Source organism: Spongiactinospora sp. 9N601 (assembly GCF_044326295.1).
Lineage (GTDB): Bacteria > Actinomycetota > Actinomycetes > Streptosporangiales > Streptosporangiaceae > Spongiactinospora > Spongiactinospora gelatinilytica.
On sequence record NZ_JBIRBB010000003.1, the window covers coordinates 473,886 to 488,294 of the forward strand.

Genomic DNA, 14,409 nt, shown 5'->3' on the forward strand with positions numbered 1-14,409 from the left:
TCGCCGTCGGCGAGAATCGCCCACGCGCACCGCCCTTTCTCTGGCTAGCCTCACGCTGTGGGGGAACGGGTCCTGATCGCGCTCGGCGGCAACGCGCTGACCTCGCCGGACGGCAGCGCCGCCCCCGGCGACCAGCGCCGGGCGGTCGAATCGGCCATGCGCCAGGTCGCCGCGCTGATCGACGCCGGCCACCGGGTGGCGCTCACCCACGGCAACGGCCCCCAGGTCGGCAACCTGCTGCTGAAGAACCAGCTCGCGGCCGACGTCGTGCCGCCCGTCCCACTGGACTGGTGCGGCGCGCAGACCCAGGCCACCATAGGCATGCTCATCCTCAACGCGCTCGGCCGCCGCGCCGCGGTGGTCCTGACCCGCACGCTGGTCGATGCCGCGGACCCCGCCTTCGCCGACCCGGTCAAGCCGATCGGCCGCTACTTCACCGAGGCCGAGGCCCGGCGTTTCCGGCGGGCGGGGGAGCAATGGCGCGCGTTCGACCGCGGATGGCGGCGCGTGGTCCCCTCCCCGGAGCCGCGCGAGATCCTCGACGCCGAGGCGGTGTCGGCGCTGATGGACCGGGGCTTCGTGGTGGTCGCCGCGGGCGGCGGGGGAGTGCCGGTGACCCGCGCGCGGGACGGCGGCCTGAGCGGCGTCGAGGCCGTCGTTGACAAGGACCTCGCGGCGGGGCTGCTGGCGCGTGCCGTACGGGCCACGGTGCTGGTGATCGCCACGAACGTGCCGGGCGCGGTCGCGGGGTTCGGTACCGCGCGGGCGCGGCCCATCGGCCACGTCACCGCCGCCGAACTGCGCGCCCTGCAAGCCGCCGGGCACTTCGGCCGCGGCAGCATGGGGCCGAAGGTGGAGGCGGCGCTCGGGTTCGTCGACAACGGCGGGTCCCGCGCGGTGATCGTCTCGCTGCGCGACCTCGGCTCGGCGCTCACCGGACGGGCCGGAACGGTCGTGGTGCCGGGCGAGACGCCTGGCGAAAGCGCAGGGTAAGACCCAGGGCGCAGGCTGGAGCGCGGGCATGCCTCTCCTCTCCTTGGCCCGCATCGACGGAGATGTCCATGCGCTGCACCGCGAAAGGCTGCCCCGCCTTGGGGAAGGCGTGACGGGACCGGGCGGCGGTCGGAGGTCACCGACCTGATCGAAACGGGCTACGACGACGCGCGTAGCGACGATGCGCCCCTGATCGCCACCATGCGAGGGGCCACGCCCCCCAGACAGGACGTTCGCTCCCTCTCGCGGTGCCATCGTCTTTCCCGCCCGGGCCCGCGTCAAGGGCCCCTGTCACGGTGTGAGAAAGAGTAGTGTCCGCACGTTATGGACAGGCTGGTGAATCGCCGCCGCACCATGGGTAATTTCCGCCGGGGGGAAGGGCTCAGGCCGAGCGGAGGGGTGTGAGGGCATGCCGGATCCCATCGAGGTGCGCAAGGTCGCCATCGAGAGCGTGACCGACGCCTCCGGGCTCGCGGACCTGATCGACACGGGCGCGATCGAGGCCGATCGGGTGCTCGCCGTCATCGGCAAGACCGAGGGCAACGGCGGCGTCAACGACCACACCCGCATCCTGGCCGACCGCGCCTTCCGCGAGGTCCTGCTGTCGCGCGGCGGGCGCACCGCGGACGAGATCGCGCAGGTCCCGCTGGTGTGGTCCGGCGGCACCGACGGCGTACTGAGCCCGCACGCCACGATCTTCGCCACCGCCGACCCGGCGAGCGCGCCGCGCACGGACGAGCCCCGCGTGTCGGTGGGCGTGGCGATGAGCGAGGCCCTCCTGCCCGAGGACATCGGCCGCCCCGCCATGGTCATCAAGGTCGCCGCCGGGGTGGTCGCGGCGATGAAGAGCGCGGGCATCGACGACCCTGCCGACGTCCACTACGTGCAGACCAAGACGCCGCTGCTGACCCTGGCCGCGATCAATGACGCCAGATCCCGGGGCCAGGAGACGGTGACCGACGACACCGCGCTGTCCATGGACATCTCCAACTCCACGGCCGCGCTCGGCGTCGCCGTCGCGCTCAGCGAGATCCAGATGCCCGAGGCCGGTCAGATCCACCGCGACCTGTCCCTGTACTCCAGCGTGGCCTCCTGTTCCAGCGGCGTGGAACTCGACCGCGCCCAGATCGTGGTGGTGGGCAACGTGCACGGCATCGGCGGGCGCTACCGCATCGGGCACGCCGTGATGCGCGACGCGCTCGACGTCGACGGCATCTGGGCCGCCATCCGCGCAAGCGGCCTCGACCTGCCGGAACGCCCCCACCCGAGCGACCTCGGCGACCGCCTGGTCAACGTGTTCCTCAAGTGCGAGGCCGACCCGTCAGGGCGGCTACGCGGGCGGCGCACCGTCCTCCTCGACGACTCCGACGTCCACTGGCACCGCCAGATCAAGGCCGCAGTCGGCGGGGTCGCCGCCGCCCTCACCGGCGACCCCGCCATTTTCGTCTCCGTCGCCGCCACCCACCAGGGCCCACCGGGCGGAGCCCCGGTCGCCGCCATCTCCCGCCACCCCTGACCCCCCGTCAATCAGGGCCGGCCGGTACGGCTCCGGCCACGGGCCCCCTCGCTTTGGGTGCCTCGGGTGTGGCCGTCTCAGGGCGGTGTGCCGGTCGGCCCTGAACTCTGCCGTTCATCGGCGTACCGCCGGGAGCCGGTAGGCTCGCGGAACGTGCCGAGCATTCCGCGTCCACTGCTGCCCGACGACGACGGCGGGACCGACGCCGCGCTCTCCGCCGCCCTCCAGGCGTACGCCGAGGGCGGTATGGATGTGCGGGCGGTCATCGCTCCGCTGAGTACCGCGCGGCTGCTGGTGCCGGTGGTCGCCCTGCTCACCGAGGCCGAGGTGGGCGAGCACGGCCTCAAGCAGGAGAAGGAGAGCGAGATCGCGCTGCCCAAGCTGGTCGGGCAGGACGGCAGGGAGGCGGTGCTGGCCTTCACCGGGGCCGAGACGCTGGCGCTGTGGCGGCCCGACGCCCGGCCCATCCAGGCCACCGGGCCCCAGGTCTGCCAGGCGGCCCTCCATGAGCGGGCCGCCGCCGTGGTCATCGACGTCGCCGGTCCGGCGAGCTTCGTCATCGAGGGCACCCTCCTGCACACCCTCGCCGCCCTGCACGGCCCGGCCGATCAGGTCGCCGACCGCCTCGCCGCACACGGCGTCACCACCACCACCCCAGCCCCTCCAGCCTCCGCCACCCCCCGCCGCCGCCGTTTCCCCTGGCCCCGCCGCCACTGATCACCCCCCGCCCCCGGCACCACTTCCCGTCCGCCGCCACCCCCGCCGCCGTCGTTTCCCCTGGCCCCGCCGCCACTGATCACCCCCCGCCCCCGGCACCACTTCCCGTCCGCCGCCACCCCTGCCGCCGTCGTTTCCCCTGGCCCCGCCGCCACTGATCACCCCCCGCCCCCGGCACCACTTCCCGTCCGCCGCCACCCCAGCCGCCGCCGTTTCCCCTGGCCCCGTCGCCACTGGTCTGCTTTCCATGCTCCGGCGCACCACCTCCTGTCCGCCGCCACCATGGCCGCGGACTGCTTCCTCACCCTCCGCCGTCCCTGATCACTCCTCGCCGCGTAAGGCCACCTCTGCCCACCCGTTGCCGCTGATCGGCCTCGTCGCGCCCGGCGTCCTCGCGGTCGGTCGCCGATCCTGCGCTCCGGTGGGGGTGCTTGTTCCGCCTGTGGGCGAATCGTTGGTACTCGTCCCCGCATACCGTGGCTGATCGTGTCGATCCGGTCTCCTTACGTGGGGGTGGTGGGCTAGGGTCGGCGGGTGCCGACCGGTCTGATCGTTGGTCTGATCGCTCTTGTGGCGGGGGCGGCCGGCCTGTGGCAGCGGGAGTCGGTACGGCGGCACGTCGGGGACGGGCCGGACGGCCGATACTCCGCCGGGGCGTACGCGGTCGTGACCGCGGTGGCGTTGGCCGGGCCGGCGATGCGGTTCGAGTCACCCTGGGAGCTGGCCGCGTACGGCTGGCTCGTGGTCGCCGCCGTGCCGCTCGCCGTGATCGACGTCGCCGACTTCCGGCTGCCCGACGAGCTGACCATCACCGCGTACGCCGGGGTCACCATCCTGCTGGCCGTCGAGGCCGTGACGGCCGGGCGGCCCGGTGACCTGCAGCGTGCGGGCGCGGGCGCGATCGCCCTGGCGGGCTTCTACGCGCTGCTGTTCATCGTCCGCCCGGCCGCCCTCGGCCTGGGCGACGTGAAGCTCGCCCTCGCCCTCGGCACCGCGCTCGGCTGGACCGGCTGGGACTCGGTCATCGCGGCCGTCGTGCTCACCCACCTGTTCGCCGCCGTGTACGGCGTGGCGCTGCTCGCCGCCCGCCGCGCCCACCGCGCGACCGAAATCCCGTTCGGCCCCTTCATGATCTTGGGCGCGCTGGTCGTGCTGCACGCGTGGTGAGCGGGGTGTGACACCATAACGGTGCGGCGCATGGAAGACTTGTCCCCATGTTGCGCTGGTTGACCGCAGGCGAGTCGCATGGGCCCGAACTCGTCGCGATTCTGGAAGGTTTGCCCGCCGGGGTCGAGGTGACCACCCCCGAGATCGCCGAGGCGCTGCGCCGCCGCCGGCTCGGCCATGGCCGCGGTGCGCGGATGAAGTTCGAGCAGGACGTCGCCACCATCGTCGGCGGCGTGCGGCACGGCCGCACGCTCGGCAGTCCGGTGGCCGTCCGCGTGGGCAACAGCGAGTGGCCGAAGTGGGAGACCGTGATGGCCGCCGACCCGGTCGATCCGGACGTGCTGGCGAGGCAGGCGCGCAACGCGCCGCTGTCGCGGCCCCGGCCCGGCCACGCCGACCTGTCCGGCATGCAGAAGTACGGCTTCGACGACGCCCGCCCCGTCCTCGACCGGGCCAGCGCCCGCGAGACCGCGGCCAGGGTCGCGCTCGGCCAGGTCGCGGTCAACTTCCTGCGCCAGGCGCTGGGCGTGGAGATCGTCAGCCACGTCGTCGGCATCGGCACGGTCGCCGCGCCCGATGGCGTGCTCCCCGGCCCCGGCGACCTCGCCACCGTCGACGACGACCCGGTGCGCTGCTTCGACCCGGAGACCAGCGCGGCCATGATCGAGGAGATCGAGACCGCCCGCAAGGAGGGCGACACGCTGGGCGGCGTGGTCGAGGTCGTCGCGTACGGGCTGCCGCCGGGCCTCGGCAGCTACGTCCACTGGGACCGCCGGCTCGACTCCCGGCTGGCCGGCGCGCTGATGGGCATCCAGGCCATCAAGGGCGTCGCGGTCGGCGACGGCTTCGAGACGGCCCGGCGCAGGGGCTCGCACGCGCACGACGAGATCGTGGGCGAGAGCGACGGCGTGCGCCGCGTCACCAACCGCGCGGGCGGCATCGAGGGCGGCATGACGAACGGCGAGCCGCTGCGCGTCCGCGCCGCGATGAAGCCGATCTCCACCGTCCCCCGCGCGCTCGCCACCGTCGACGTGCACACCGGAGAGCCCGCCAAGGCCATCAACCAGCGTTCCGACGTGTGCTCCGTCCCGGCCGCGGGGGTCGTCGCGGAGGCCATGGTCGCCCTGGTGCTGGCCGATGTGGCGCTGGAGAAGTTCGGCGGCGACTCCGTGGAGGAGGTCGCCCGCAACTGCGCCGGCTACCTGTCGGCCATGCTGAAGCCGCCCTACCACGAGGGCGCGCAGGAGGCCGCCGAATGACGGTCACCGTGCTCATCGGCCCGCCGGGCTCGGGCAAGACCACCGTGGGGCGGCTGCTCGCCGACCGGCTGGGCGTCGACTTCCGCGACACCGACGCCGACGTCGAGGAGACCACCGGCAAATCGGTCAGCGACGTGTTCGTCGAAGACGGCGAGGAGCGGTTCCGCGAGCTGGAGGCCGCCGCCGTACGCGCGGCGCTGGCCGGGCACGACGGGGTGCTCTCGCTGGGCGGCGGGGCGGTGCTCGCCGAGGAGGCCCAGCGGCTGCTGGCCGGCCACACCGTGGTCTACCTCGCGGTCGGCCTGACCCAGGCGGTCCAGCGGGTCGGCCTGGCGTCGGCCCGGCCGCTGCTCGTGCTCAACCCGCGCAGCCGGCTCAAGAAGCTGATGGAAGAACGCCGGCCGATCTACGAACGGCTGGCCACGATCACCGTGACGACCGATGAGCGGGAGCCGGACGACATCGTGGAAGAGATCGCGAAGGCGGTGGCGCGGTGAGCGCCACCCGCATCACCGTCAAGGGCGACAGCCCCTACGACGTGGTGATCGGCACCGGGGTGCTCGGCGAGGCGGCCGGGCTGCTCGGCGACGGCGTGCGCACGGTCGCCGTGGTCCACCCCGGCACGCTCCCCGAGCTGGCCGGGCCCGTCGTCGAGGCACTTGCCGCGGCCGGCTACGAGGTCGTGCCGCTCCCCGTACCGGACGGCGAGCGGGCCAAGACCCCGCAGGTCGCCGCCGAGCTGTGGTCGGCATTCGGCCGGCACGGCATGACCCGCTCCGACGCGGTGGTGGGCGTGGGCGGCGGCGCCTGCACCGACCTCGCCGGGTTCGCGGCGGCCACCTGGCTGCGCGGCGTCAAGGTCGTGCTGGTGCCCACCACGCTGCTGGCCATGGTCGACGCCGCGGTGGGCGGCAAGACCGGCATCAACACCCCCGAGGGAAAAAACCTCGTGGGCGCCTTCTACCCGCCGGCCGGGGTGCTGTGCGACCTCGCGACGCTGGTGTCGGTGCCGCGCGCCGACTACGTCGCCGGGCTCGCCGAAGTGATCAAGGGCGGGTTCATCGCCGACCCCGTGATCCTCTCGCTGATCGAGGAGGACCCGGCCGGGGCCGCCACCCCCGAGGGCCCGCACACCCGCGCGCTGATCGAGCGCAAGGTCCAGGTCAAGGCCGACGTGGTGGGCGCCGACCTGCGTGAGTCCGGGCTGCGCGAGATCCTCAACTACGGCCACACTCTGGCCCACGCGATCGAGCGCGCCGAAGACTACCGGATCAGGCACGGCGAGGCCGTCGCGATCGGCATGGTCTACGCGGCCGAGCTGTCCCGCCTCGATGGGCGCATCGGCGCCGACCTCGTCGAGCGCACCCGCGCCATCCTCACCTCGGTCGGCCTGCCCACCTCCTACCGCCGCGACGCCTGGCCCGAGCTGAGCGACCACATGCGGCTGGACAAGAAGAACCGCGGCGCCAAACGGCGCTTCGTCGTCCTGGACGGCCTGGCCCAGGTCGGCAGGCTGGAAGACCCCTCGCCCGAGCTGCTGACCGCCGCGTACCAGGAGGTGGCGCGATGACCACCGTGTTCGTGCTGAACGGCCCCAACCTGGGCCGGCTCGGCCGCCGCGAGCCCGACGTCTACGGCGCGCAGACCTACGACGACCTGGTGGCGCTGTGCCAGAAGACCGGGCAGCGGCTCGGCCTGGACGTCGAGGTCAGGCAGACCGACGGCGAGGCCGAGCTGATCGGCTGGCTGCACGAGGCCGCCGACGGCCAGATCCCGGTGGTGCTCAATCCGGCCGCCTTCACCCACTACTCCTACGCCGTGCGCGACGCCGTGGCCCAGCGCACCGCGCCGCTGATCGAGGTGCACATCTCCAACCCGGCGGCGCGCGAGGAGTTCCGGCACACCTCGGTGGTCTCCGCGGTGGCCAGCGGCACGATCGCCGGTTTCGGGCTCACCTCCTACGTGCTCGCCCTGCACGCGCTCGCCGAGTCCGAACCGGTCTGACCGTGGCGTCCTATGGTTCGTTCGCCGCCATCGGCGACAGCTTCACCGAAGGGTTGAGCGATCCCGGGCCCGGCGGCGGTTTTCGCGGCTGGGCCGACCGGGTGGCCGAGCACCTGGCCTGGCTCGACCCCGGCTTCCGCTACGCCAACCTCGCGGTGCGCGGCAGGCTGCTCGACCAGGTGGTACGCGAGCAGGTGCCGAAGGCCATCGCGATGCGCCCGGAACTGATCTCCTTCTGCGCGGGCGGCAACGACCTGCTGCGGCCGGGGTGCGACCCCGACGCGATGGCCAAGACCTTCGCGCGGGCCGTACGCGACCTTCGGGAGAGCGGGGCCGAGGTGGTCCTGTTCACCGGCGTCGATCCGCGTGACACGCCGCTGATGCGGCGGATCCGGGGCCGGTTCGCGATCTTCTACCTGCACGTGCGGTCCATCGCCGACCTGTACGGCTGCCACCTGGTCGACACCTGGTCGATGCAGGGCCTGCGCGACTGGCGGGCCTGGCACGAGGACCGCCTGCACATGAACGCCGACGGCCACCGCCTGGTCGCCGCCCGGGTGCTGGACGTGCTCGGCGTGCCCGGCGAGGACTCCTGGCGCAAGCACTGGCCGGCCCGCAAGGGGACGGACCCGCGGGTCAGGCGCCGCGAGGACGCCGAGTGGCTGCGCCGGCACCTGCTGCCCTGGATCGGCCGCCGCCTGTCGGGCACCTCCTCCGGCGACGGCATCGCCGCCAAACGCCCCGACCTCACGCCCTACGCCTGAGATCCGCCCACGAGATCAGCCGGCGGCGAGGCGCTTGAGCGCGCCGCGCACGAGCGCCGGGTCGTTGGTGCTCCAGAACGGCGGGAGCGAGGCCCGCAGGAAGCTTCCGTAGCGGGCCGTCTCCAGGCGCGGGTCGAGGATCGCCACCACGCCCTTGTCGGTCTGCGACCGCAGCAGCCGCCCCGCGCCCTGGGCGAGCAGCAGCGCCGCGTGCGTGGCCGCCACCGACATGAAGCCGTTGCCGCCCTTGGCCGCGACGTGCCGCTGCCTGGCGGAGGTGAGCGGGTCGTCGGGCCGGGGGAACGGAATGCGGTCGATGATCACCAGACGCAGGGACGGCCCCGGCACGTCCACCCCCTGCCACAGCGACAGCGTGCCGAACAGGCAGGTCGGCTCGTCCTCGGCGAACTGCTTGACCAGCAGCATCGTGGAGTCGTCGCCCTGGCACAGCAGCGGGACGTCGAGCCGGTCGCGCAGCGCCTCGGTGGCGGCCTTGGCGGCGCGCATCGAGGAGAACAGCCCGAGGGTGCGCCCACCCGCCGCCTCGATCAGCTCGGCGATCTCGTCCAGGTAGGGCTGCGGCAGGCCGTCCCGTCCCGGCTGGGGCAGGTGCTTGGCGACGTAGAGGATGCCGCTGCGCGGATGGTCGAACGGCGAGCCGACGTCGAGGCCGGTCCAGCCCGCGCCCTTGGTCTCGGCCCCGCCCTCCCCGGCGGCGGGCTCGCCGAGCCCCCACTGGCGGGCCAGCCCGTCGAAGGAGCCGCCGAGGGCGAGCGTCGCGGAGGTCAGCACCACCGTGCGGTCGCCGAACAGGTTGTCCCGCAGCATGCCCGCGACCGTCAGCGGCGCGACCCGCAGCGTGGCCGGGCGGCGGTCGGTGGCCTCCAGCAGCCAGACCACCTCGGCCCGGTCGATCTCCCGCTCGTGGCCGTAGGCGTCGAGCATCCGCTGCGCGGTGTCGTGGACCTCGTCCAGCGCGGTGAACGCCGCCTTGCGCAGGCCCATGTCCTCGGCGTCCTTGCCCGCGTCGCGGGCAGCGCCGCCGGAACGGTCGCCGCCGCGCGGCCCGAGGGCGGTGACGCACGCGGCGGCGGCGTCGCGTACCAGCGCGAGGGTCGTGCCGAGCACCGGCGGCAGGTCGTCCACCCGGCCGGCGGGCGCGGCGCCGAGCAGCGCCTCCAGCGTCTCGCCCGCCTCCTGAAGGCGGTCGGCGGTGGCCTGCTCGATGAGCTTGGCCACCCGGCGCACGGCCAGGCCGACGGCCGCGCCGGACAACTCGTCGGTCACCACCGAGGTGACCCGGTCGACCAGCTCGTGCGCCTCGTCCACCACCACGACGTCGTGTTCGGGGAGCACCTCGAACTCCTCCATGGCGTCGATGGCCAGCAGCGCGTGGTTGGTGACCACGACATCGACCTTGCCCGCGCGCTCCCTGGCCAGCTCGGCGAAGCACTCGGCCCCGCTCGGGCAGCGCTGCGCGCCCAGGCACTCCCTGGCGCTCACCGAGAACTGCCGCCACGCCTGCTCGTTGACCCCGGGCACCAGCTCGTCGCGGTCGCCGGTCTCGGTGGTCTCCGCCCACTCCTGGATGCGCTGCACCATGCGGCCGGTGGCGCTCACCTCGCGGGGGTCGAAGAGCTGGTCGGGCTCGTCTTCCGGCCAGCCCGCGGTGACCTTGTAACGGCACAGGTAGTTACGCCGGCCCTTGAGGATCGCGAAGTCGGGCTCGTGCGGCAGCTCGGGGGCCAGGGCCTCGGCCAGCCGGGGCAGGTCGCGATCGACGAGCTGGCGCTGTAGCGCGATGGTGGCGGTGGAGACCACGACGGCCGAGCCGGTGATCATCGCGTGCCGGATCGCGGGGACGAGGTAGGCCAGCGACTTGCCGGTGCCGGTGCCCGCCTGCACCGCGACGTGGTCGCCCGCGTCGATGGCCCGCTGGACCGACTGCGTCATCCGCACCTGGCCGGGGCGCTCACTGCCGCCGAGCGCGCGCACGGCCACGGCGAGCAGGTCGGTGGCGGACGGCAGCGCGGGGCCGTCGCCCTCGCCCCCCTTGCCCTTGGCAGATCTGCCTGGCTTGTCCGGCTTGCCGCTCTTGGCGGGCTTGTCCGGCGTATTCGCCTGGCCGGGGTCGGCGGGCACGGCTCCGGCCTCGCCGGCCGCTACCGCTGCGAGGGCGTCACCTGGGGTCTGGTCGGGTGCGATCTGGTCGGGCACGGCAGTCAACGCTACCCGCTCGCCGGGCCGCCCGTGCCGCTCTGTGGATGAAGCCGGGCCGCCGCCACCGGCCTGTGGACGACCGCCGCGAGCCCCGCCCCGCCGTACGGACGGGGGTGCCATTGCGGCGTTCACCGGACGTGGACGGGAGGCGGCGTGGCACACTTGCGGCAAGTCCCGCATTGCGTCTCCACCGGGAAGGGGAAGGTATGTCTGATCTTCGTTCTGTATCCTGGTGGGGTCAGCGGGAGAGGCGAGAACGCCGGTTCGGTAGGGTTTTCCGGGGTCGAGTGGACGAATAAAGGCTGGTTAAAGCACTATGTCCTCCATGTCGGAAGTTGTCCCGTTGCCGTCGTTCGGCGAGGTTTTCTTTGATTCGCGTGGTCAGGAGCGGGTGCTCCGGGTCACGTGGCACGACGGAACCCTCGTACTGAGCCTCTGGCGGGGTGAGATGTGCACCGCCAGTTTCCGCATGCCGCTGGAAGACGTCGGCCGGTTGATCGACACCCTTGACGACGGGTACGTCGAGGCCGGGGGCGACCAGTTGGTCGAATCCGGTCAGCACGCCGTCCAGCCCCAGGAAGGGGAGCACTACTCCGGCGACTATCCCGAGACGGGCCACTACGCCCGCCCCCGGCAGGACGACTATGCCGCCGACTACCAGGGTGGCGAGGACGACTACCAAGGCGGCCACTACCCGGAGCAGGAGACGCAGGTCGCGCCGCCGATCGCGGCCGAGGAGCGCCCGCAGCGCGGCGGCGGCGGCCCGAGCGACGTGCTCGTCGCGCGCGGCACGCCCGGCCCGGACAAACTGGTGGCGAGCTACAACACCACGTCCGATGCCGTCCCCAGGGAGAACCTCATCGTCGGCGACTCCCTCCCGTACGGCCGCCAGCCCGCGGGCACCGACCCGGCCTACCACCCCGACCCCGCCTACCAGGACCCCGGCTATCCGGACACCGGATATCCCGGGGGCTCCGACACGGGGTACCACCCCGGGCCGGACGCGGGCTACCAGTCCGACACCGGTTATCAGAACGCACCCGATCTGGGGTATGCGGGCGGTTCCGACCTGGGCTACCAGTCCGACACCGGCTACCAGACGGCTCCTGACACGGGCTATGCCGGTGGCGGCGACACGGGCTACCAGCCCCTGCCCGATCCCGGCTACGCGGAGGGCCGGGAGACCGGCTACCAGTCCGCGCCGCCGGGCGGCGCCCGGCGCGGCCGGGGCACGGGAGGGCCCGCGACCGACCCCTACGGCTTCTCCGCCTCCGAGGTGGACGATCACGCGGCCTACGCCGAGTCGCCCCAGCCGCCCGCGGGACAGGGCGACTACGGCGACCGCTACGGCACCCAGCCCGACGCCTACACCGCGGAACAGTACTCCACGTCGCCCGACCAGCACGGCAGGCAGATCCCTCATCCCGACCCGTACGGGACGTCCGGCTATGGCGACGATGACCCCGGCTACGGTGGGGGCGAGCGCGGCAGGCGCTACCAGGAGGAAGACCCCCAGGGCTACTCCGGCGTCGACCCGGACGATCCGCTGGGCATCGGCACCCAGGGCCGCCCCGAAGGCGACGACTACTACCAGCCCGACGCCCAGCAGCCCCCGCGCCAGTACCCCAGCGACTCCCTCTTCGCCACCGGCGAGCGCCTGCGCCCCGAACAGGGCCACGACCCCCGCGACGACCGCCGCGACTGGTGACCCGCGGCCCTCACTGTCGCTCGGGCGCTTCCCTGTGCCGGACTTCAGCCGACGTCGGTGTACGGCGGGGCCTGTGAGCTTGCTCCGCTTTGGCGGACACCAACGATGTGGTGGTCAGCTCGTTCCGCTCATCCGCGTCGATCTCGGCCTGGCGCGCCCACTGCCGCACCGAGGTCTCGGTCGGATCGAAGTTCTTGGCCACCTCGCTGATCGATCGATCCCCCCGTCGGCACAACTCGACGATCTCCGCCCTGAACTCCGGTGTGAAGGACCGCCGCCGGCGCGGTTTCTTCTTCGCCATGTGGGCGGCGACCGGTGAGCCGGCGTACCTCGGCGCGGTAGGTGATCAATGTGGAGTTGGATACACCGGAGTATCCGCTTTGGCCTCAAGCCGCGCTGGGGTGTCCGGTGTCCGGTGCCCGGGGATGGGGCCGGGCGGGTCGTAATCTGATCTCCGACGAGGCGTTGGAGGTCATGTGGACGCTGCGACGGGGTTGCGCCTGCTCGCTCTCGCCGCCGGGGCGATAGCGCTCGCCGCCGTTGCCAGGCGCCGGGATTGGCCGGCGCCGCTGGTCCTGGTGGCGGCGGGGCTGTTGGTGTCGTTCGTGCCCGGGGTGCCGGTGTACCGGCTGGACCCCGAGATCGTGCTGCTGGTCTTCCTGCCCCCACTGCTCTACTCCGCCGCCCTGGACAGCTCCTTCCTGCGCCTGCGCGACTTCAAGCGCGCGGTGGGCCTGCTGTCGGTCGGCCTGGTGCTGTTCACCACCCTGGTGATCGGCGTGGTCATGCACCTGCTGATCCCGCAGCTCGGCCTGGCCGCCGCCTTCGCGCTGGGGGCGATCGTCGCGCCGCCCGACGCCGTGGCCGCGGTGGCGGTGGCCAGGCGGCTCGGGCTGCCCCGGCGCATGATCACCATCCTGGTCGGCGAGAGCCTGTTCAACGACGCCACCGCCCTGACGGTCTACCGGGTGGCCATCGCCGCCGCGATGGGCCAGGGCATCACTCTGCTCGGCGGGGTCCTCGATTTCCTCGTCGCGGCCGTCGGCGGCGTGCTGATCGGCCTTGCCGTCGCCTGGGCGCTGGGCTGGGTCCTGGAGCGCATCCGAGATCCGCTGGTCGAGAACACGATCATGCTGCTCATCCCGTTCGCCGCCTATCTGGCGGCCGAGGTGGTACACGCGTCCGGGGTGATCTCCGTCGTGATCGTCGGCCTCTACATCGGCCATCGGATGCACCGGGCCGGGTTCGGCACGCGGCTGCTGTCCGACGCGCTCTGGCGGGTGATCGCCTTCTTCCTGGAGACGATCGTGTTCGCGCTGATCGGGCTGCAACTGCACAGCATCGTCAGCGACGCGCTCAAGGTCCACGATCCGTGGACGCTCGCCGGTTACGCCCTGGCGATCTTCGGAACGGCGGTGGCGACCCGGTTCGTCTGGATGGTGCCCGCCGCGGCGCTGCCGCCCATCCTGTCGAAGAAGATCCGTGAGCGCGAGGGGACGCAGTCCTTCCCGAGGATCGTGGCGGTGTCCTGGGCGGGCATGCGCGGCGTGGTGTCGCTGGCCGCGGCGTCCACGCTGCCGGAGGACCTGGAGGGGCGCGCGCTGCTGCTCTTCCTCACGTTCGCGGTGGTGATCGGCACGCTGCTGGTACAGGGACTGACGTTCCCCACCCTGATCCGGCGACTCAAGATCACCAGTGACCGCGAGGTGTACGACGACAACCTGGCCGAGGCCGCCGCGCAGCAGGCCGCCGCCACCGCCGCGCTGGCCACCCTGCCCGACCAGGCCACCGCGAGTTCCGTCCACGCCGAGGTGATCGGCCAGCTCCGGGCCAAGGAGGAGCGCCGCACACTGAACGCCTGGGAACGGCTCGGCGGCGGCACCGGGCAGGAGGGCGAGGAGACCCCGAGCGCGGCCTACCGGCGCATGCGCCGCGCGATGCTCACCGCCGAGCGCGAGGTGTTCGTACGGCTGCGCGACGAGCGGCGCATCGACGACGAGGTACTTCGCCGCGTGATGCAGGAACTGGACTTCGAGGAGGCCATCCTGGAACGCGACTGAT

Annotated in this window: 13 protein-coding genes; 11 read left to right on the forward strand and 2 right to left on the reverse strand. The window is 73.0% G+C overall.

Features of this window, described 5'->3' with window-relative positions:
- Nucleotides 1-57: 57 nt before the first annotated feature.
- From ACH34R_RS09125 to ACH34R_RS09165, 9 genes are all read left to right on the forward strand, one after another.
- Nucleotides 58-993, forward strand: a complete 936-nt coding sequence (locus tag ACH34R_RS09125; protein ID WP_397560837.1) for a carbamate kinase — start codon at nt 58-60, stop codon at nt 991-993.
- Between the two features lie 409 nt (nt 994-1,402).
- Complete coding sequence (locus ACH34R_RS09130; protein ID WP_397560838.1) at nt 1,403-2,509, forward strand: ring-opening amidohydrolase; 1,107 nt, start codon at nt 1,403-1,405, stop codon at nt 2,507-2,509.
- A 153-nt stretch (nt 2,510-2,662) separates the two neighbouring features.
- Nucleotides 2,663-3,226, forward strand: coding sequence for an SseB family protein (locus ACH34R_RS09135; RefSeq protein WP_397560839.1), 564 nt, complete (start codon nt 2,663-2,665; stop codon nt 3,224-3,226).
- 534 nt (nt 3,227-3,760) lie between these two features.
- Nucleotides 3,761-4,393 (forward strand): prepilin peptidase, encoded by a 633-nt coding sequence (locus ACH34R_RS09140; RefSeq protein WP_397560840.1) that lies wholly within the window; start codon nt 3,761-3,763, stop codon nt 4,391-4,393.
- Between the two features lie 47 nt (nt 4,394-4,440).
- Entirely contained in the window at nt 4,441-5,652 is a 1,212-nt protein-coding gene (gene aroC / locus ACH34R_RS09145) for a chorismate synthase (protein ID WP_397560841.1), read from the forward strand.
- Nucleotides 5,649-6,149, forward strand: a complete 501-nt coding sequence (locus ACH34R_RS09150; protein ID WP_397560842.1) for a shikimate kinase — start codon at nt 5,649-5,651, stop codon at nt 6,147-6,149. Before aroC ends, ACH34R_RS09150 begins: the two co-directional genes overlap by 4 nt.
- Complete coding sequence (aroB, locus tag ACH34R_RS09155; RefSeq protein ID WP_397560843.1) at nt 6,146-7,222, forward strand: 3-dehydroquinate synthase; 1,077 nt, start codon at nt 6,146-6,148, stop codon at nt 7,220-7,222. Before ACH34R_RS09150 ends, aroB begins: the two co-directional genes overlap by 4 nt.
- Nucleotides 7,219-7,656: a type II 3-dehydroquinate dehydratase gene (aroQ, locus tag ACH34R_RS09160; protein ID WP_111169495.1), complete on the forward strand. Its 438-nt coding sequence runs from the start codon at nt 7,219-7,221 to the stop codon at nt 7,654-7,656. The genes aroB and aroQ overlap by 4 nt, the downstream gene beginning before the upstream one ends.
- A gap of 2 nt (nt 7,657-7,658) precedes the next feature.
- Nucleotides 7,659-8,420 carry an SGNH/GDSL hydrolase family protein gene (locus ACH34R_RS09165; RefSeq protein ID WP_397560844.1) on the forward strand — a complete coding sequence of 254 codons (762 nt, stop codon included), beginning with the start codon at nt 7,659-7,661 and terminating at the stop codon, nt 8,418-8,420.
- 15 nt (nt 8,421-8,435) lie between these two features.
- Here ACH34R_RS09165 and ACH34R_RS09170 read toward each other — a convergent pair whose 3' ends face one another.
- Nucleotides 8,436-10,448 carry an ATP-dependent DNA helicase gene (locus ACH34R_RS09170; RefSeq protein WP_397561031.1) on the reverse strand — a complete coding sequence of 671 codons (2,013 nt, stop codon included), beginning with the start codon at nt 10,446-10,448 and terminating at the stop codon, nt 8,436-8,438.
- 517 nt (nt 10,449-10,965) lie between these two features.
- Here ACH34R_RS09170 and ACH34R_RS09175 point away from each other — a divergent pair.
- The gene (locus ACH34R_RS09175; RefSeq protein ID WP_397560845.1) at nt 10,966-12,348 is read left to right on the forward strand and encodes a hypothetical protein; all 1,383 of its coding nucleotides are present in this window, start codon (nt 10,966-10,968) and stop codon (nt 12,346-12,348) included.
- 10 nt (nt 12,349-12,358) lie between these two features.
- On the opposite strand, the gene ACH34R_RS09180 is transcribed toward ACH34R_RS09175, so the two are convergent.
- On the reverse strand, nt 12,359-12,649 hold the full coding sequence (locus ACH34R_RS09180) for a transposase (RefSeq protein ID WP_397560846.1): 291 nt from the start codon (nt 12,647-12,649) through the stop codon (nt 12,359-12,361).
- Between the two features lie 175 nt (nt 12,650-12,824).
- On the opposite strand from ACH34R_RS09180, the gene ACH34R_RS09185 reads away from it, so the two are divergent.
- Nucleotides 12,825-14,408, forward strand: coding sequence for a Na+/H+ antiporter (locus ACH34R_RS09185; RefSeq protein ID WP_397560847.1), 1,584 nt, complete (start codon nt 12,825-12,827; stop codon nt 14,406-14,408).
- Nucleotide 14,409: the final 1 nt, after the last annotated feature.

Bases quoted from the DNA above. Each gene is read 5' to 3' on its own strand.
- ACH34R_RS09150 (WP_397560842.1), top strand. From the start codon at position 5,649: ATGACGGTCACCGTGCTCATCGGCCCGCCGGGCTCGGGCAAGACCACC.
- ACH34R_RS09130 (WP_397560838.1), top strand. From the start codon at position 1,403: ATGCCGGATCCCATCGAGGTGCGCAAGGTCGCCATCGAGAGCGTGACC.
- aroQ (WP_111169495.1), top strand. From the start codon at position 7,219: ATGACCACCGTGTTCGTGCTGAACGGCCCCAACCTGGGCCGGCTCGGC.
- ACH34R_RS09180 (WP_397560846.1), bottom strand. From the start codon at position 12,649: ATGGCGAAGAAGAAACCGCGCCGGCGGCGGTCCTTCACACCGGAGTTC.
- ACH34R_RS09175 (WP_397560845.1), top strand. From the start codon at position 10,966: ATGTCGGAAGTTGTCCCGTTGCCGTCGTTCGGCGAGGTTTTCTTTGAT.
- aroC (WP_397560841.1), top strand. From the start codon at position 4,441: ATGTTGCGCTGGTTGACCGCAGGCGAGTCGCATGGGCCCGAACTCGTC.